Genomic DNA, 17,509 nt, shown 5'->3' with positions numbered 1-17,509 from the left:
TCCCACGGGCTCCTGCGTCGCGGGAGCCCGGACGGCGCGGGCGCCGGCCTCCTACTTCAGCGCCGCCGTCGCCTCGATTTCGATCAGGAAATCGGGCAACGCCAGCGCGGCGACGCCGATGAAGGTGTTCGGCGCGGGGGTCACCCCGTCGTAAAACGCCATGATCTCCGGCAGCACCGCGCCCAGCTTGTCGGGATGGTGGTCGACGACATAGGTGCGCAGCCGGACGACATCGGCCGGGGTCGCCCCGGCCTCGGCCAGCACCGCCTTCAGATTGGCAAGCGCCTGCCGGGTCTGCGCCGCAAGGTCGCCGGCGCCGACAATCGCGACGTCCTTGTCCCACGCCACCTGGCCGGCCAGGTGCAGCGTGCGCCCGCCCTCCTGCAGCGCGGCGTGGGAAAATCCGTAGCTGACGCTGTCGTACAGCGACGCGGGGTTGATGCGGCGGTTGGTCATCTTGTGGCTCCTCTGCCGGGTCAGTCGACAATTTCGAGCGGATTGCCGAACGGGTCGCGCATATAGAGATTCTTCTTGCCGGCCAGCGGCCCGGCATCGATCGCTATCGTCTCCATCGCGGTGCAGCCATGGGCGACCAGATAGCGCTTCGCCAGTTCGACATCGTCGACGCGGATCGCCAGATGGTGGCCGCCGATGTCGCAGACGCGCGGATGCGCCGTCGCCCGGCCGGCCGGCGCGTCATACTGGACCAGTTGCAGGTTCAGATTGTCGAACAGCGCCAGCATCGCCAGCGTCAGCCGTGCCCCCGCTACCCCGACATGCGCCTCCATCCAGTCGCGCCCATCGGGCAGCGGCGGGATCTCGGCGCCGTCCAGCGGCCCCATGCGGAACAGCTCGCGCGCGCCCAGCACGTCGCGGTAGAAAGCGACGGCGGCGTCCAGGTCGGCGACGGTGAACGACACATGGTCGGCGGCAAGAAAACGGGGCCTGGCGGTGTCGGTCATGGTTGCCTCCCTAATACGGATTTCGGCTGACTGTGCCGTGCCGGGCGGCAGGCCGCAACCCGCCGGCCCGCGCCACTTCGTTGCTCAATCCGCAACGTCGCCGGCCTCGGCCCGGTCCGCGCCGCAAAGCAGCCCGATCGGGACCGGTCGCGCCGGGAACCGGGCGGTGAAGCCGCCACCGCCCCCCGGCGCCGCACCGTCCAGCGCCGCGATCCGCCGCAGCAGCGCCCCCTCGCACATCCGCCCCTGGCACACCCCCATGCCGCATCGGGTGACCAGTTTCACCGCGTTGGGCGCCGTCGCCGTGGCCAGCGCGGCATCGATCGCGGCATGGGTCACGTCCTCGCAGCGGCAGAGGATGGTGTCGCCCGGCGCCGCCCGCGCCAGCACCTCGGCCGGGTCGGCGATCGCGGCGAGCAGCCGGGCAAAGCCGGACAGCCGCTCGTGCCGCCGCCGCACCGCCCGCGCCAGCCCCGCCGCCGCCGCATCGTCCAGCCGCCCCGCCGCGCGGGCGATGCCGATCCCGGCCAGCCGCCCTTCGCACAGCGCCATCGCCGCCCCGCCAACCCCGGTCGTCTCGCCGGCGACGAACAGGCCGGGCCGGTCGGTCTCCATCCATCCGTCATGCGCGGTCGCCCAGCCGCCCGCCCCAGCTTCCCAGCACACGGCCGCGCCCACCTGCCGCGGCAGGTCGGCCTGCGGCACGAACCCGTAGCACAACGCCACCCGGTCGCAGGCGATGACGGTGCCGTCGGCAAAGCGCGCGGCCTCGACCATCTCGCCGCCTTCCACCGCCGTCAGCGGCCGCCCGAACCGCACCGGCACCCCGGCCCGCGCCAGCACCCGCCGCGCCGCCGCCGCGTCAACGAACAGCCCGGCATGGCGCAGGATCGTCAGCGGCTCGGCCAGCGCCCGCGCGACGCACCGCCCCAGCGGCTGGTCGAACATGACGGCGGCAACCGTCCCGCCGCTCTCGACGATCTGCGCCGCGACGACCAGCATCAGCGGGTGCGTCCCGGCCAGCACGAAGCGCCCGCCCGGCACGATCCGCTGGCTCTTGACGAAGGCCTGCGCCGCCCCGGCGCTCATCACCCCCGGCAACGTCCAGCCGGGCAGCGGCACCGGCAGGTCGTAACATCCGGCGGCAATCAGCACCCGCCGCGCCGCCACCCGCTCCGCGCCGTCCGGCCCGACCACGGTCAGCCGGAACCCGTCGCCGTCGGCGGCCAGCCCGGCCACCGCCGTGCCGCCGCGCCACGTCACGCCGTCCAGCCGCGCGAACCGCGCCAGTTGCGCCTTGACCTCGGCATAGGCGCGCCCGGCCAGCCAGCCGGGCACGGTGAAGCCGGCCGGCGGCTGGCGGGCGATCTGGCCGCCGGGGCGCGGCTGCTCGTCGAACAGGACGACGCTCAGCCCGGCCGCTACCGCCTGCTCGGCCGCCGCCTGCCCCGCCGGGCCGCCGCCGACGATCGCCAGGTCGATGACCGGCCCGCTCATGCCGCCGGCCCCGTCTCGACTCGCAGGCCCGGCGCCGCCGGGGTCAGGCAGGCGCGCACCCGCTGCGCCCCGCCATCGGCCCGCACGGTGACCAGGCATTCGCTGCACGTCCCCATGTTGCAGAACAGGCCGCGCGGCGCCCCGCTCCGGTCCCGTCGCATCGCCGCGCGCCCGGCGGCGAGCATCGCCGTCGCGATCGTCTCGCCGGCAAACGCCGTCATCTCCTCGCCGTCGACGAGGATGGCGAACGGCTCGCCGCGCTCCGTCCCCGCTATCCGCATCATCCCCCCATGAAACTGTTCAGATGGTCGAACCGCGCCGGCGCGGCGATCGCCAGCGCCGCTTCCGCCTCCGCCGCCGCGCTACCACCCCCCATCTGCGCCGCGATCAGCCGGGCAAAGGTCGGCCCCAGCGTGAAGGCGGAACCGCCGGCGGCAACGAACAGCCCCGGCACGCACGGCACCGCGCCGACCAGCGGATACTGGTCGGCGGTGATCGCGGTCGTGCCGGTCCAGCTGCGGATCAGGTTCAGCCCGGCGACATGCGGCACCACCGCCGTCGCCACCGCCAGATTACCGGCCAGCGACGGCGCCAGCAGCTCCGGCCGCCGGGTCAGGTCGAACCGCCCGTCCGCCGCCGCCGCCATCCGCGACGGCCAGCCGCCGCCGATCAGCACGTTGCCGGCATGGGCCTGCTTCATCGACAGGCGCCGCCCGACATGCTGGATCAGGTGGGGCAGGAACGGCGAAACCCGCTCGGTCACGTTCATCTGCAACGCCACCGGGAACAGCGGCAGGTGGACATTGACGAGCGCGCCGACCCCGGCGGACCATATCCCGGCGGCGATCAGCAGCTGCCCGGCCCGCACCGTCCCCGCCCCGGCGCCGGTCAGCGTCACGGCAAAGCCGCCGGGCGCCCGCGCGATCGCCGTCACCCGCGTTTGCTCGGCAAGCGTAGCGCCCGCCGCCCGCGCCGCCGCCAGAAAGGCCGGCGTCACCGCGCGCGGATCGGCATGGCCCTCGTCGGCCATGTGGTTGGCGGCAACCACCCGCTCGGACAGATAGGGCGCGATCCGCCGCAACTCGGCGCCGTCGACCAGCTCGGCGGACAGACCCGCCGCCCGCTCGCGCGCCGCCTTGCGCTCCAGCAACGCCACCTCGGCGGCGGTCTCGGCGACCATCAGCCCGCCGTGCATGTGGACGTGCAGGTCGGCGCCCAGCGCCTGTTCCAGCCCGCGCCAGTCGTCGACCGCCATCCGGCTGAGCGTGGTGATCGCCGCCGCCTCCGCCGCTTTCGCCTCGCCCTGCTCCAGGAAACGGCGCTCGATCTGGAAATGCAGCGACCCGGCATTCTGGCCGGACGCGCCGGCATTGGCGTGCGCCGCCTCGACGATCAGCACGCTGGCCCCGGCCCGCGCCAGCCGCCAGGCGGTCGCGCTGCCGACCAGCCCGGCGCCGACGATCAGCGCATCGACCCGCGCCGGAACGCTCAGAGCCGCCCCAGCGCCGTCAGCGTGTCGCGGATCGCCGCCTCGCCGTCTCCGGTCACCGGCAGCAACGGGGCGCGCACGGTGCCGCCCGGCAGGCCCTGCAGATTCAGCGCCGCCTTCAGGATCGCCGGGCCGGAACCGAATCGGCCGACCAGATCGCTGGTGTACCATGCGTCCATCGTAGCACGGTCCTGCCGGCCGCAAGCACGCGCCGCGTCGATGTCGCCGGCCCATAGGTGGTTGTAGAAATCCGGCTGGGCGCGGCCAAGCACGCCGCCGGCGCCCATCGTCCCGTCGCCGCCCCGCGCCTGAAGCAGGGTCAGGCCGAACTCGTCCATCGTGTGGCCAAACACCCGCACCTTGTCGCGCAGCGCGAAGAAGGTCTCGACAAACCGCTCCATCCGCCCGGTCGATTGCTTGACCGCGACGATATTGGGCAGGTCGGTCAGCCGCTCGATCAGGGCGACCTCCATGTCGATGCCGGTGCCCGGCGGCCAATTGTAAATGCACACGGGCAGCGCGCTGCCCCGCGAAATCGTCGTGTAGAACCCGACCAGTTCCTCCGCGTTCGGGCGCAGATAGGGCGGCGGCATCACCAATATGCCCTGAAATCCGCTCTCCGCCGCCGTCGCCGCATAGGCCAGCACCTCGTTGGCGGTAAACGCGCCGCACCCGGCGATCAGCGGCAGCCGCGCGCCAAGCTGGGCGCCGGCGGCGCGGAACAGGCTGTGGCGCTCGTCGGGGGACAGGCTGGTCCACTCACCGGTCGTCCCGGCCAGGATCAGCCCGTGCATCCCCTCGCCGTGCAGCCATTCGAGCAGGCGGCCGAGCGCCGGCAGGTCCAGCGCCCCTTCGGCGTCGAACGGCGTGGTGATCGCCGGGATATAGCCTCGCCAGTCGACCCGGTCGCGCTTGTTCAAAACCACCCTCCTTCGCTCGCTCCGCCGCGTCTGTTGCGCCGCAGGGAACTTCACTTCAATAACAACATTGAATGACTATCATTGCGTTTTTCGCAAAACTGTGACGAAACCCCCTGCGGAGAGGTCTGATGTCCGATATTGCGTTGATGTATTTCTTCGAAGCGGCGACGCTTGGTTCGATGCGGCTGGCCAGCGACAAGATCGGCGTCGCCGTGTCATCGATCAGCCGCCAGATCGCTCAGCTCGAACAGACGCTCGGCGTCCCGCTCATCGAACGCAGCCGCCGCTCGATCAAGCTGACCACCGCAGGCGAACTCGCCTATCAATATTACCGCTCCGCCCGCGCCGACCGGGAAGCGTTCCAGGCCCGGCTGCGCGAACTGCGCGACATCAAGACCGGCATCGTCCACCTCGCGGTCGGCGAAGGCTTTCTCGGCGGCCCGTTCGTCTCGATCATCGATTCCTTCCAGCGCGCCAATCCGGGGATCGAAATTGTCATCAACAGCGCGGGCACCGCCGACATGCTGCGCATGGTGGTGGAAGACGAAGTGCACATCGCGCTGGTCTTTCACAGCATCGACGAACCGAAAATCCGGGTCCGCGCCTCGGCGCTGCAACCGCTGATGGTCATCTGCGCGCCCGGCCACCCGCTCGCCGCGCTCGACCGGGTCACATTGCGCGATCTTGCCGACCATCGGCTGTGCCTGCCGCCAAAGGGCTTCCGCATCCGCCAGACGTTGAGCGCGGCGGAGGCCAGCGAACATATCTGGCTGCAGCCGCGCCTGACGACGGATTCGCTTCACGTCATGTGCGCGACGGCGATGCTCGGCGATGCCGTCACGATCCTGCCGCCGATCAGCGCGATGGCGGAAATCGAACAGGGCCTGCTGGTCAGCCGCCCGCTGGTGGCGGAGGACCTCGATCATACGACGATCAGTCTGATCCACCGCCTCGGCCGCCAGCTTGACGGCGCGCCGTCGCGCCTGCTGGCAATATTGGAAGCAAAACTGCGGAGCTGGGCGGTGCCGCCGGCATAGGGCGGGTTCAGCCGGTCGCCCGCACCGCGCGCCGGGTGGTCGCCATCACGACCACCGCCAGGGTCAGCGCGTTCGCCGCCATCGCCACCAGCCCCTTCTCCCAATTGGGAAAATAGGCCCAGAACCCGTCCAGCCCCGGCAGCAGCAGCACCGCATAACCGACGGCAAGGCCGGCGGCGACGCCCGCTGCGTTGGTGCGCGGCCACAGGAAGGCCAGGAACACGCCCGGCGCCAGCATGCCGATCGAACTATACGCCATCAACCCGATGTCGACGAGCGACCGGCTACCGCCGAGCGTCAGGTAAACCGCGATCCCCGCAAAGCCGACCGTCGCCGCCCGCGACGCGATCAGCGCGCCCTTCTCTCCCATCCCCGGACGCAGCGGCAGCAGCACGTTGCGGCTGAAAATCGACCCGGCCGCCAGCAGCAGCACCGATCCCGGCACCAGCGCCAGCAGACAGGCGGTTCCGGCAAGCACCCCGACCGCCCAGGCCGGATAGCTGTCGGCGACAAACTGGAGCAGCGCCGCGTTCAGGTCGCCGCCCGGCGGCTGCACCTGTGCCAGCAGCGCGCCGAAGCCGAGCAGGATGATGAAGAAGAACGACAGCGAATAGAGCGGCTGGAAGATCGCATTGCGCTTGATCGTCCAGCTATCCCGCGCCGCGTAGCAAAGCTGGAACATGTGCGGAAAGATGTAGGTGCCTAGCGCGACGTTCAGCGCGGCCGTGATCAGCCAGGTCGTGTCCAGCCCCGCCTCCGGCTGCAACCCCGGCAGGCTGGTCAGGCCGGGATGGGCGGTCTCAGCCCGGTGCAGCAGATCGATGATCGACGTGGCGCCCACCTTGTCGGCGACGGTGGCGCTAAGCGCGACGACGATGACCAGCATCAGCACGTCCTTCACCCCGGCGGCGAAGGCGGCGGAACGCAGCCCGGCGAAGAACACGAAGGTGAGCATCAGCAGCGCCGCCACGATCGTGCTGGCCATCATCGACACCGGCCGGCCAAGCGACAGTTGCAAAATCACCGACAGCGCGGTCAGCTGAATCTGGACGTAAATGACCAGCGCCGCGATGCCGGCCACCGCCACGACCACGGACAGCGCGCGCGAACCATAACGGAGGTCGAAGAAATCGGCCTGGGTAATCAGCCCGTTGTCGCGGCCGGCCGCCCAGATCAGCGGCGTCAGCCAATACCCGATCGCCGCCGCCAGCGACACCGAGCAGAAGGCAAGATAGGCCGGCGCGCCATAGGCCCAGGCATAGCCCGAAATGCCGAGCACGGCGAAGGTGGTGTAAATCTCGCCGGCGTTCAGGAACCAGAAGATCAGCGTCCCCATACGCCGCCCGCCGACCGCCCATTCGGTAACGGTCTGCGCCCGCGCCTGTCGCTTGCCGTACAGCAGCGAACCAAGCATCGTACCCGCGACGATCGCGATGGTCAGCGCCAGGATCATCGCCCGCTCGCCCCGTTGCTCGTCCCGTCATTCGCACTGGCGCCCGTATCGACGCCCGTGTCGTTCCGCGCGGCCCGTTTCTCCATGCGATACAGCAGCGCGATGCAGGCGGACGCGAAAATGATGCCGGTGATCTGCCAGAACATCGCGAACGGAATGCCCAGCGGCCGGACCGCCACCCCATTCGCCCACGGCGCCAGCCCCAGTTGCCACAGGAACGGCAGGGCAAGCAGCAGATAGCGCCAGCGCGACAAACGCCCACCCATCTAGCCGCGTCCCCCGGCGACTGTGATCCCGCTCATCGCCACTGCCCCGCTCTCCCGTACGCTTCGCCGTTGCCGGACACCGCCCGGCCGGCCACCCGGATCAAGGCCGGCGGCAACGACGGCATAGGCGATCGGCGGGTCGGCGTCGAACGGATTGGTCGGCGCATATCGCCCCTCGTCTTGCAGCATTCTGATCGGCCCATCGTCCCGCCACGGCGAACGGAACGGGCGTTGGCGGCGATGATCCTGCACCGGCTTCATTGCATCAATGCGGTTGTCATCCACAAATCGTTGCGAATAACGCAACAATTATCGCCTCAAACTTCCCTGTCCCCAATCGGCTTCCCCACCCGATAATCTATCCGTAAGCTCCCCCTCCCCCTCCCCCTCCCCCTCCCACGCCCGCCGGAGCCGGACAACATGCGCAGCAACAGGACCATCCACATCGTCGGCTGCCATGCGGAGGGGGAGGTCGGCGACGTCATCGTCGGCGGCGTCGCCCCGCCGCCGGGCGATACGCTCTGGGCGCAGTCGCGCTTCATCGCCCGCGACGAAACGCTGCGCAACTTCGTGCTGAACGAACCGCGCGGCGGCGTCTTCCGCCACGTCAACCTGCTCGTCCCGCCAAAGAACCCGAAGGCGCAGATGGGCTGGATCATCATGGAGCCGGCCGACACCCCGCCAATGTCCGGCTCCAACTCCATCTGCGTCGCGACGGTGCTGCTCGATACCGGCATCATCCCAATGCAGGAACCCGAAACCCACATGGTGCTGGAGGCGCCCGGCGGTCTGGTCGAGGTCCGCGCCGAATGCCGCGGCGGCAAGGCGGAGCGCATCCACGTCCGCAACCTGCCCTCCTTCGCCGATCGACTCGCCGCGCCGCTGGAGGTGCCGGGCCTCGGCACCCTCACCGTCGACACCGCCTATGGCGGCGACAGCTTCGTCATCGTCGACGCCCATGCGCTCGGCTTCCGCATCGCGCCGGACGAGGCGCAGGACCTTGTCGACGTCGGCATCCGCATCACCGCCGCCGCTAACGCCCAGCTCGGCTTCACCCATCCCGAAAACCCCGATTGGGCGCATATCTCCTTCTGCCAGATCGCCGCGCCGGTGGTGCGCGAAGGCGACGTGCTGACCGGCGCCAACGCCGTCGTCATCCAGCCGGGCAAGATCGATCGGTCGCCGACCGGCACCGGCTGCTCGGCGCGGATGGCGGTGCTCCATGCGAAGGGAGAGATGCAGGTCGGCGAACGCTTTGTCGGCCGCTCGATCATCGGCAGCGAGTTTCATTGCCGGATCGACGCGGCGCTCAGCGTCGGCGGCAAGCCGGGGATCAGCCCGATCATCTCCGGCCGCGCCTGGATCACCGGCACCCAGCAGCACATGCTCGACCCGGCGGACCCGTTCCCGGCCGGCTACCGGCTGGCGGACACCTGGCCGATGCCGCGTCAGCCGACGGCGGCGCGCGGCTGAGCCTTCGGCTCCGGCCGCAACACGCTGCGCATCGCGATGCTCGAATGGATGCGCTCGACGCCGGGCAACCGAGACAATATGTCCTTGTGGATCGCTTCGTAGGCGGCGGCGCTCGACGCGACCGCGCGCAGAATATAGTCGGCGTCGCCGGTCATCAGGTAACATTCCTGGATTTCCGGGTGCCGGCGCACCGCCGTCTCGAACCGGTTCAGATATTCCTCGGTCTGCCGCTCCAGCGTGATGCGGACAATGGCGGTCACCCCCTGCCGCTCCGGCCCGGCGATGATCGCGGTGTAGCCGCGGATCACTCCGCTTTCCTCCAATATCCTCACCCGGCGCAGGCAGGCGGACGGTGACAGCCCGACCGCCGCCGCCAGCGCGCTGTTGGACAGCCGGCCGTCCAGCCGGAGATGGCGGACAATGTTGCGATCTATGGAGTCGACGGACACAATGTTCCCCTAAAACATCCGCATAATATTCTAAATTGGCTTAATAATACGCATTAATTCGCGCAACAATCGTCAAAAATGCGAATGGCGGCGCTATATCATGGCGTGGCGGCGGCGAGAGGATGCTGGCATTGGGCGATGGCGATCTGGCGGCGATGGCGGGCGGTTGCCTGACGATCTCCCTCGACGCGCTGCGGGCCAATTACCGGCTTATCGCTGCCCGCGTCGCCCCGGCGCGCGCCGCCGCCGTCGTCAAGGCGGACGGCTACGGCCTTGGCGCCCTGCGGGTCGCGCCGGCACTGGCGGCCGAAGGGTGCCGTGCCTTCTTCGTCGCTCATCTGTCCGAAGCGATCGCGGTGAAGCCGTCGCTTCCGCCCGACGCCAGCCTGTTCGTCCTCAACGGCCTTACGCCGGGCAGCGAGCCGGCCTGCATCGCCGTCGGCGCCACCCCGGTGCTCAATTCTTACGATCAGGCCCTTCGCTGGCAACAGGCGGCGGCCGCCGCCGGCACGCCGCTCGCCGCGGTGGTCCAGGTCGACAGCGGCATGTCGCGCCTCGGCATGTCGCTGGCGGAGGCCGGGGCGCTGGCCGGCGACGCTGAATTTCGCGCCGCCGTGCCGGTCGTGCTGCTGATGAGCCACCTCGCCTGCGCCGACACGCCGGACAACCCGGCCAACGAAGCGCAACGGAATCGCTTCGCCGCGGCCGCCGCCTTGTTCCCCGGCGTGCCGCTGTCGCTCGCCAATTCCGGCGGCAGTTTTCTGCCCGCCGGGTTCCACCTGGCACTGGTCCGCCCCGGCGTCTCGCTCTACGGCGGCGCGCCGAACAATGCCGCCCCCAACCCGATGCGGCCGGTCGTCGCCCTTGACGCGCGCGTCATCCAGATCCGCACCATCCCGCCCGGCGCCGGCGTCGGCTACGGCCTGACCTTCACCGCCGACCGCGAAACGCGGATCGCGACGATCGCCGCCGGTTACGCCGACGGCCTGCCGCGCGCGCTCGGCAATCGCGGCGCCGCCTATTACAACGGCGTCCGCCTGCCGATCGCCGGCCGGGTGTCGATGGACAGCATCACCCTCGACGTGACGGCGCTGCCGCCGGACACGTTGCAGCCCGGCGCGCTGGTCGAACTGATCGGCCCGCACCAGTCGCTCGACCAGCTCGCCGCGGATGCGGGCACCATTTCCTACGAAATTCTCACCAGCCTCGGTCACCGCTACCACCGCATCTACCGTGACAGCGAACCGTCGGCAGCATCGGGGGCAGCATGAAGATCGCGGTTCTGGGCAGCGGCGTGATCGGCGTTACATCCGCTTATTATCTGATGAAGGCGGGGCACGAGGTGACGGTGATCGACCGTCAGAGCGGCCCGGCGCTCGAAACCAGCTTCGCCAACGCCGGAGAGGTGTCGCCCGGCTATTCCTCGCCCTGGGCCGCGCCCGGCATCCCGCAAAAGGCGATCAAATGGCTGATGATGAACCATCCGCCGCTGATCCTGCGGCCAAAGCCGGATGCGGAGATGCTGCGCTGGCTGCTGGCGATGCTGCGCAACTGCACCAGCGCGCGCTACGCAGTGAACAAGGCGCGGATGGTCCGCCTCGCCGAATATAGCCGCGACATGCTCGACGCGCTGCGCCGCGATACCGGCATCCGCTATGACGAGCGGATGCAGGGCACGCTGCAGGTGTTCCGCACCCAGAAGCAGCTCGACGATATCGCCAAGGACGTCGCCGTACTTCAGGCGGGCGGCGTGCCGTTCGAGGTGCTCGACGTCGCCGGCTGCGTCGCCGCCGAACCGGGGCTGGCCGCGTCCAGCTACAAGCTGGTCGGCGGGTTGCGCCTGCCGAACGACGAAACCGGCGACTGCTTCAAATTCACCAACGCGCTGGCGGACATGGCGGCGCAGGGCGGCGTCAGCTTCCTGAACGACACCGCGATCACCGGTCTCGACGCTTCGGGCGGGCGGATCGCCGGGGTCAGGACCGATCGCGGCACGATCACCGCCGATCGCTATGTGCTGGCGCTCGGCAGCTATTCGGCGGCGATGGTCCGGCCACTCGGCCTGTATCTGCCGGTCTACCCGGTCAAGGGCTACTCAATCACCGCACCGATCATCGACCCGGCGATCGCCCCGGTGTCGACGCTGATGGACGAAAGCTACAAGATCGCGATCACCCGGCTCGGCGACCGCATCCGCGTCGGCGGCATGGCGGAGATTTCCGGCTTCAACCACGCCCTGCCGGAACGGCGGCGCGAGACACTCGCCTATTCGGTCGGCGATCTGTTTCCCGGCGCCGGCGATCTTGCCGCCGCCAGCTTCTGGTCCGGCCTGCGCCCGATGACGCCGGACGGCACGCCGGTGATCGGCGCCACCCCTTACGCCAACCTCTATCTCAACACCGGCCACGGTACGCTGGGCTGGACGATGGCCTGCGGCTCCGGCAGGGTCATCGCCGATATCGTCAGCGACCGCCCGGCGGATATCGACACATCAGACCTGGCCATCGCCCGCTATCGCTGACCTCCCTTCCCCTCCCCAACGCAAAGGATTGCCCATGACCATCCGCCGCATCGAATCCGGCCCCCGCATGAGCCAGGCCGTCATCCACGGCGACACCGTCTACCTCGCCGGGCAGGTCGGCGCACCGGGCAAGAGCGTGACCGAGCAGACGCAGGCGGTCCTCGCCAACATCGAGCGCGTTCTGGCGGAAGCGGGCAGCAGCAAGGCCAACATCCTGTCGGCGACGGTCTGGCTGGCCGACATGGCCGATTTCGCCGAGATGAACGCGGTGTGGGACACATGGGTCGGCGGCAAGGACGCCCCGGCCCGCGCCACCGGCGAATCGAAACTGGCAACGCCGGACTACAAGGTCGAAATCATCGTCATCGCCGCGCGCGGCTGACCCGATCGGGACTGACCGAACAGCGCAGACAGGTCCGCGCGCGCCGGTTTTACCCCCGGCGCGCCGCCTGTTGCGATTATCCGGTATGGTGCGGGCGGTCGGGCTCGAACCGACACTCCTTGCGGAACCGGATTTTGAGTCCGGCGCGTCTACCAATTCCACCACGCCCGCGTGACGGCCCGGCCCGCGCGAAACGGCCCTGGAACGACGGCCTCCCTATAAGAGGGCAGCGACGCCATTTCCAGCACGACATTCGGTCCTCCGACACTTCTTGCTACGCACGCGCGAAACTGCCCGCCGGGCGCGGTTCCCTTTTCGCGTTGGCACGGACAAATAATCAAATGGCCTGACACGTAGGATCAAGCGAGGCGGCCACCCGGCGGTTACACTGGGGCGTTGGACTGCGCGAGCAAACGGGCAGCGACGATGAAAATTCGGGAGAGGACGATGCGTGACAGACCAACCGCTGCTCGTATGCTGCGGCGCGCCGTGATCGCGGCGCTTGCCGGCACGATGATAGTACAGCCAGCCGCCTGGGCCGCCAATCCGGCAACCGCGCCGGCGGCGCCGCGCTGGCAACATTATCCGCTGCCGCCGGTCGCGCCGCAGGGCGCCCCGAACATTCTGCTGGTGATGACGGACGACGTCGGCTTCGGCGCGGCCAGCACCTTTGGCGGGCCGATTCCGACGCCCAATCTCGACCGCCTGGCGCAGATGGGCCTGCGCTACACGCAGTTTCACACCACGGCCATGTGCTCGCCGACGCGGGCCGCGCTGCTCACCGGGCGCAACCACCACGCGGTGAACAACGGCGCGATCGCCGATCTCAGCCTGGACCGGGACGGCTACACGTCGGTGCTGCCGCCCTCGGCCGCGACAATCGGCGCGACGTTGAAGCGCCACGGCTACCAGACGGCGTGGATCGGCAAGAATCACAATACGCCGGATTGGGAAACCACGGCGATGGGGCCGTTCGACCGCTGGCCCAACGGGCTGGGCTTCGATTATTTCTACGGCTTCAACCGGTCTTACGCGAACCAGTTCAGCCCGGTGCTGGTCGAAAACCGCAACCCGGTCGATCCGCCCGACCAGCCCGACTATATCCTCGACCGCGACCTGACCGACCGCGCGATCGGCTGGCTCCGCCAGCAGGAGAGTCTGGGCGCCGGGCGTCCCTTCCTGCTCTACTACGCGCCCGGCACCGCGCATGCGCCGATCCAGGCGCCGCGCGAATGGATCGACCGGTTCAGGGGCAAGTTCGACAAGGGCTGGGACGCCGCGCGCAAGAACACCTATGACACCCAGCGGCGGATGGGCGTCATCCCCGCCAATGCGCGGCTCACGCCCCGGCCACCGCAAATCCCGGCATGGTCGTCGCTCTCGCCCGATCAGCAGCGGTTCAACGCCCGGCTGATGGAAGCTTATGCCGGCATGCTCGCCTATTCCGACAACCAGTTCGGCCGCCTGCTCGACGAACTGGAACGGACCAACCGGCTCGAAAACACGCTGGTCATCTTCATCGAAGGCGACAACGGCGCCGCGACCGAAAGCCTCGACGGGGCGATCAACCAGTTGGCGATGTTCGTGCAGGCGGACATGAAGGACAGCGACATCGCCCAGACCGATCTGATCGGCGGCAAGGATGCGATGGCCGTCGTCTCGGTCGGCTGGGCCTGGGCGCTGAACACGCCGTTCCAGTGGGGCAAGCAGGTCGCTTCCCATTTCGGCGGCACCCGTAACGGCATGGTGATGGCATGGCCGCGCCGGATTCCGCAGACCGGGGAAATCCGCAGCCAGTTCCACCATGTCGTCGACATCGCGCCGACCATCTACGAAGCGGTCGGGATCACGCCCGATCCGGTCGTCGACGGGGTGGAACAGCAGCCGATCGACGGCGTCAGCATGCTCTACACCGTCACCGCGAAGGACGCGCCGTCGCAGCGCCGCACCCAGTATTTCGAAATACTCGGCAACCGGGCGATCTACAGCGACGGGTGGATGGCGGTCACCACGCCCCGGCGGATGCCGTGGAGCGCGGATTACCTGACCGCCGGCTATGACTGGGAACTCTACCATGTCGCCGCGGACTATTCGCAGGCGGTGAACCTGGCGGCCAAGGAACCCGCTAGGCTCGACGCGATGAAAAAGCTGTTCGAAACGGTTGCCGGCCCCGCCCATGTCCTGCCGGTGGATGACAGCTTCCTGCCGCGCTTCGGTGCCGGGCTGCGGCCGGGCGTATTCGACGGCCGCGACCGGTTCACCTTCTACCCGAATGCCCACCCGTTCCCGGTGACCGCGTTTCCGTCGCTCACCACCGGCTGGACGGTAACGGCGGCGGTCGACGTCACCGGCACCGGCGCCAGCGCGCCGGTCATTGTCCGGGGCGATCGTTTCGCCGGTTGGGGCCTGTTTGTCGATGGCGGCCGGGCGCGGCTGGTTTACCGCCTCTCCCACCTCGACAAGGACGTGATCGCGCTGACTTCGGAACAGCCGCTCGCCCCCGGCGCGCATACGATCGGGGTCAGCGTAGAGCGGGTGGAGACCCGCCATCGCCTGACGCTCACCGTCGACGGCGTCGTGGCCGGTGCGACCGATCTGCCGCGCCTCACCTTCCCCGGCACCGAAACCTATATCGGCCGACAGGGCGGCATCCCGCTGCTGCCGCTCGCTGCCAATGGTGACGCCGGCGGGGTGCGGATCGACCGGGTGGAGGTGTCGCTCGGCGGGCGCTGATCCCCGCCCCGCCCGCCGTCACCGCGCCCGCTTGATGCAGCGAAAGCCGATGTGGGATGTGGCGCTGTCCACCGGTTGGGGGTGGCGCGCCCACGCAGGTAAAGCCGCCGATGGCTCCATGCACCGCACATTGCCGCGATCCGCGCCGTCTCGTACCCTGTTTCCGCGCGCGTTATCGCCAGCGCCCGGTCCGCAGCCGGCGAGCGATCGACACCCCGCCGCCAAGCAGCAGGGGTAGCGCGGCGAACGCGAACAGCACCAGGTCCCACCCCCCTTCCGCCGGCAGCATTCCGGCAATGCCGGCGATGGACGCCAGCGCCAGCGCGCTGATCCGCGCCAGTGGCCGTGGCCGGGTCATGCCCGCCCCTCCGGCACCCCCCCGCGGCGCCGCCCCGCGCGGCGGCGGTTCCACCACAGCCAGGCGCCGTTGCCGGTGATGAACAGCGTCAGCCAGGTGCAGGCGGTCCACAGCAGCTTGAGCGGCAACCCGCCATAATCGCCGAAATGCAGCGGTTCGGACAGGGTGATCGCCTTCAGATACCACGGCAGTTCGGCGGCGGCAGCGGCGGCACCGCTTTCCGCATCGACGAGCACCGCGCGCACCAGCCGCCTGTCGAGGCCGCTGCCGCCGACCAGTACGGTATAATGCCGCGCGGTCGAGTAATCGGTGCCGGGCCAGATGATCGAACTGACATGCCAGCCGGGCGGCGCGGCCGACAGCGCGGCCCGGTAGGCGGCGTCGGCGTTGACCGGCGGCGCCCGCGCGTCCACCGGCGCCCCGCCGTACAGGGCCTGCGCTCGGGTCAGTTGCCCCTGCGCCCACAATCCCGTCGCCAGCGTGCCGAAGCCGAGCAGGAAGCCGGTCAGCGTCACGACCAGCGCCCAACCCAGAACCACTGCACCGATGAAATTGTGCAGGTCGAGCTGCAGCAGGCGCGGCCCGCGCCCCTTGCGTACCGCACCGAAGGCGACACGCCGGGCATGGGGCGCATAGACGACGATGCCGGAAAACAACGACAGCAGAACAAGCAGGGCGATGACCGCGCCGACCAGTTCGCCCGTCGGGCCAAGGAACCATTGCGCGTGGAGCTCCAGCAAAAAGCCGGTCAGCGTCTCGCTCTCCACCGCCTCCTCGGTCAGCGTCGCGGTGGCGAGCCGGGTGAAGCGCAGCGCCGCCCGATCGAAATTGCGGTCGCCCGGCGGCACGGTGTTGATGATCGCCAGGCCGGGATGCTCCTCCGCGTCAATCCCGAGATAGATGATTTTCTGGTCGGGATAGGCAGCCAAAACAGTGTCGACCGACTCCGCCAGCGGGCGTTCCGCGCCGGTCAGGCCGGGCGCCGCCGGCACCACCCCCATCGCGGCATCAATCTCCGCATGGAAGATCAGCACCGTCCCGGTCAGGCACAGGATCAGGAACGGCAATGTCACCACCAGGCTGGCCCAGCGGTGCAGCCACAGATTGGCGCGGTACCAGCGCGAAGGGCGCTTGCCGGTCATGCCCCCCCCGCCCCGTCACCCATGAAGAACTCGACCGGCACGACCAGCTCGATGCGGTCGCCCGGCACGCTTTCCGGCGGCCGGGGCAGCGGCTGGGCACGGCGGGGAAGCGCCAGCGCCTCGCGGTCGAGCGCCTCGGAGCCGGACGGGCGGTCGATCCGTACCGCATGAACGCGCCCTTCGCGGTCGACGACGAATCGAACCCAGGGCACGCCCTGCTGCCGGCGGAATGCGGCTTCGCGCGGATAGCGCCTGACCCGGTTGAGCGCGGCAAGGACCTCGCCTTCCCAGCTTGGTTTCGCATCGCTGCTCCGCGCGCCCGCCGGCTGCGGCGCGCTGTCCGGCGCAGTCGATCGTTCGGCCGGGGGGCCGGGGTCCGGCACCGGCCGGGCGATCGGTGTGCTGACGCTGCTGGTCTCCGCGGGCACGGGCAACTGCGGCGGAATATCCACCGGCTCGACCATCTCCCGTTCCCGCCGCTCTTCCTTCTCCGGCGCCGGCGGCACCGCCGTATCCGGCGCGGGCGGTACCGCCGGCGGGGCGATATCGAACACGCTCAGGGTCGACGGCGCGACCGGTACCGCCGCATCATACCAGCGCACCAGCGCCAGCGCCGTCAGCGTCAGGGCAACCAGCGTGGTACCGCCGATGCCAACCAGCCGGGTGCTGAGCGGCACGGGCCGATCGGTGTAGCGGATGGCGGCCGCCTGCCCGCGCGCCGGTGCGGACGCGGGCGCCGGCGGGACGGGGACAGCCGCCGCCGGCTGCCACCCGTCATGCGCCGCCCGGCGGCCGCACGCCAAGGCCGTGTCGCCCGCCACTATCGC

At 69.7% G+C, this 17,509-nt stretch carries 19 protein-coding genes and 1 tRNA gene; 6 read left to right on the top strand and 14 right to left on the bottom strand.

Features of this window, described 5'->3' with window-relative positions; genetic code table 11:
• Positions 1-51: 51 nt before the first annotated feature.
• From ACMT1E_RS02915 to ACMT1E_RS02890, 6 genes are all read right to left on the bottom strand, one after another.
• On the bottom strand, positions 52-456 hold the full coding sequence (locus ACMT1E_RS02915; protein ID WP_414902154.1) for a RidA family protein: 405 nt from the start codon (positions 454-456) through the stop codon (positions 52-54).
• 20 nt (positions 457-476) lie between these two features.
• Positions 477-962, bottom strand: coding sequence for a VOC family protein (locus tag ACMT1E_RS02910; RefSeq protein ID WP_414902153.1), 486 nt, complete (start codon positions 960-962; stop codon positions 477-479).
• A gap of 84 nt (positions 963-1,046) precedes the next feature.
• A complete protein-coding gene (locus ACMT1E_RS02905; RefSeq protein ID WP_414902152.1) occupies positions 1,047-2,459 on the bottom strand; it encodes an FAD-dependent oxidoreductase in 1,413 nt (470 codons plus the stop codon).
• On the bottom strand, positions 2,456-2,740 hold the full coding sequence (locus ACMT1E_RS02900; RefSeq protein ID WP_414902151.1) for a (2Fe-2S)-binding protein: 285 nt from the start codon (positions 2,738-2,740) through the stop codon (positions 2,456-2,458). The genes ACMT1E_RS02905 and ACMT1E_RS02900 overlap by 4 nt, the downstream gene beginning before the upstream one ends.
• Positions 2,740-3,879, bottom strand: a complete 1,140-nt coding sequence (locus tag ACMT1E_RS02895; RefSeq protein WP_414903256.1) for an NAD(P)/FAD-dependent oxidoreductase — start codon at positions 3,877-3,879, stop codon at positions 2,740-2,742. The genes ACMT1E_RS02900 and ACMT1E_RS02895 overlap by 1 nt, the downstream gene beginning before the upstream one ends.
• A 68-nt stretch (positions 3,880-3,947) precedes the next feature.
• On the bottom strand, positions 3,948-4,874 hold the full coding sequence (locus ACMT1E_RS02890) for a dihydrodipicolinate synthase family protein (protein ID WP_414902150.1): 927 nt from the start codon (positions 4,872-4,874) through the stop codon (positions 3,948-3,950).
• Positions 4,875-4,996: 122 nt separating this feature from the next.
• On the opposite strand from ACMT1E_RS02890, the gene ACMT1E_RS02885 reads away from it, so the two are divergent.
• On the top strand, positions 4,997-5,905 hold the full coding sequence (locus tag ACMT1E_RS02885; protein WP_414902149.1) for a LysR family transcriptional regulator: 909 nt from the start codon (positions 4,997-4,999) through the stop codon (positions 5,903-5,905).
• Positions 5,906-5,912: 7 nt separating this feature from the next.
• Here the strand turns inward: ACMT1E_RS02885 and ACMT1E_RS02880 are convergent, their stop codons facing one another.
• From ACMT1E_RS02880 to ACMT1E_RS02870, 3 genes are read right to left on the bottom strand one after another with little or no spacing between them, the layout of a single operon-like run.
• On the bottom strand, positions 5,913-7,358 hold the full coding sequence (locus ACMT1E_RS02880; RefSeq protein WP_414902148.1) for a sodium:solute symporter family protein: 1,446 nt from the start codon (positions 7,356-7,358) through the stop codon (positions 5,913-5,915).
• Positions 7,355-7,624: a DUF3311 domain-containing protein gene (locus tag ACMT1E_RS02875; RefSeq protein WP_414902147.1), complete on the bottom strand. Its 270-nt coding sequence runs from the start codon at positions 7,622-7,624 to the stop codon at positions 7,355-7,357. The genes ACMT1E_RS02880 and ACMT1E_RS02875 overlap by 4 nt, the downstream gene beginning before the upstream one ends.
• Positions 7,625-7,813, bottom strand: a complete 189-nt coding sequence (locus tag ACMT1E_RS02870) for a hypothetical protein (RefSeq protein WP_414902146.1) — start codon at positions 7,811-7,813, stop codon at positions 7,625-7,627.
• Positions 7,814-8,044: 231 nt separating this feature from the next.
• Here ACMT1E_RS02870 and ACMT1E_RS02865 point away from each other — a divergent pair, with 231 nt between their 5' ends.
• Positions 8,045-9,097, top strand: a complete 1,053-nt coding sequence (locus tag ACMT1E_RS02865) for a trans-3-hydroxy-L-proline dehydratase (RefSeq protein WP_414902145.1) — start codon at positions 8,045-8,047, stop codon at positions 9,095-9,097.
• On the opposite strand, the gene ACMT1E_RS02860 is transcribed toward ACMT1E_RS02865, so the two are convergent.
• Positions 9,073-9,546, bottom strand: a complete 474-nt coding sequence (locus ACMT1E_RS02860; RefSeq protein ID WP_414902143.1) for an Lrp/AsnC family transcriptional regulator — start codon at positions 9,544-9,546, stop codon at positions 9,073-9,075. The two genes, ACMT1E_RS02865 and ACMT1E_RS02860, sit on opposite strands and share 25 nt — an antisense overlap.
• 122 nt (positions 9,547-9,668) lie before the next feature.
• Between ACMT1E_RS02860 and alr the strand changes: the two genes are divergently transcribed.
• Genes alr through ACMT1E_RS02845 form a run of 3 tightly spaced genes read left to right on the top strand, consistent with a single transcriptional unit; the run spans position 9,669 to position 12,449 of the window.
• Positions 9,669-10,817, top strand: coding sequence for an alanine racemase (gene alr / locus ACMT1E_RS02855; protein ID WP_414902142.1), 1,149 nt, complete (start codon positions 9,669-9,671; stop codon positions 10,815-10,817).
• Complete coding sequence (locus tag ACMT1E_RS02850; protein ID WP_414902141.1) at positions 10,814-12,067, top strand: D-amino acid dehydrogenase; 1,254 nt, start codon at positions 10,814-10,816, stop codon at positions 12,065-12,067. Before alr ends, ACMT1E_RS02850 begins: the two co-directional genes overlap by 4 nt.
• Positions 12,068-12,101: 34 nt before the next feature.
• Entirely contained in the window at positions 12,102-12,449 is a 348-nt protein-coding gene (locus tag ACMT1E_RS02845; RefSeq protein ID WP_414902140.1) for a RidA family protein, read from the top strand.
• A gap of 86 nt (positions 12,450-12,535) precedes the next feature.
• Here ACMT1E_RS02845 and ACMT1E_RS02840 read toward each other — a convergent pair.
• Positions 12,536-12,620 (bottom strand) — tRNA-Leu (locus ACMT1E_RS02840).
• 276 nt (positions 12,621-12,896) lie between these two features.
• Here ACMT1E_RS02840 and ACMT1E_RS02835 point away from each other — a divergent pair.
• On the top strand, positions 12,897-15,182 hold the full coding sequence (locus tag ACMT1E_RS02835) for an arylsulfatase (RefSeq protein ID WP_414902139.1): 2,286 nt from the start codon (positions 12,897-12,899) through the stop codon (positions 15,180-15,182).
• Between the two features lie 172 nt (positions 15,183-15,354).
• On the opposite strand, the gene ACMT1E_RS02830 is transcribed toward ACMT1E_RS02835, so the two are convergent.
• From ACMT1E_RS02830 to ACMT1E_RS02820, 3 genes are read right to left on the bottom strand one after another with little or no spacing between them, the layout of a single operon-like run.
• On the bottom strand, positions 15,355-15,540 hold the full coding sequence (locus tag ACMT1E_RS02830) for a hypothetical protein (RefSeq protein WP_414902138.1): 186 nt from the start codon (positions 15,538-15,540) through the stop codon (positions 15,355-15,357).
• Positions 15,537-16,682: a PepSY-associated TM helix domain-containing protein gene (locus ACMT1E_RS02825; protein WP_414902137.1), complete on the bottom strand. Its 1,146-nt coding sequence runs from the start codon at positions 16,680-16,682 to the stop codon at positions 15,537-15,539. The genes ACMT1E_RS02830 and ACMT1E_RS02825 overlap by 4 nt, the downstream gene beginning before the upstream one ends.
• Positions 16,679-17,503: an energy transducer TonB gene (locus tag ACMT1E_RS02820; protein ID WP_414902135.1), complete on the bottom strand. Its 825-nt coding sequence runs from the start codon at positions 17,501-17,503 to the stop codon at positions 16,679-16,681. The genes ACMT1E_RS02825 and ACMT1E_RS02820 overlap by 4 nt, the downstream gene beginning before the upstream one ends.
• Positions 17,504-17,509 lie beyond the last annotated feature (6 nt).

The organism is Sphingomonas flavalba (genome assembly GCF_047553045.1).
GTDB classification, from domain to species: Bacteria; Pseudomonadota; Alphaproteobacteria; order Sphingomonadales; family Sphingomonadaceae; genus Sphingomonas_L; species Sphingomonas_L flavalba_A.
The sequence above is the reverse complement of the archived record's forward strand: the minus strand, read 5'-3'. Positions and strand labels throughout refer to the sequence as shown.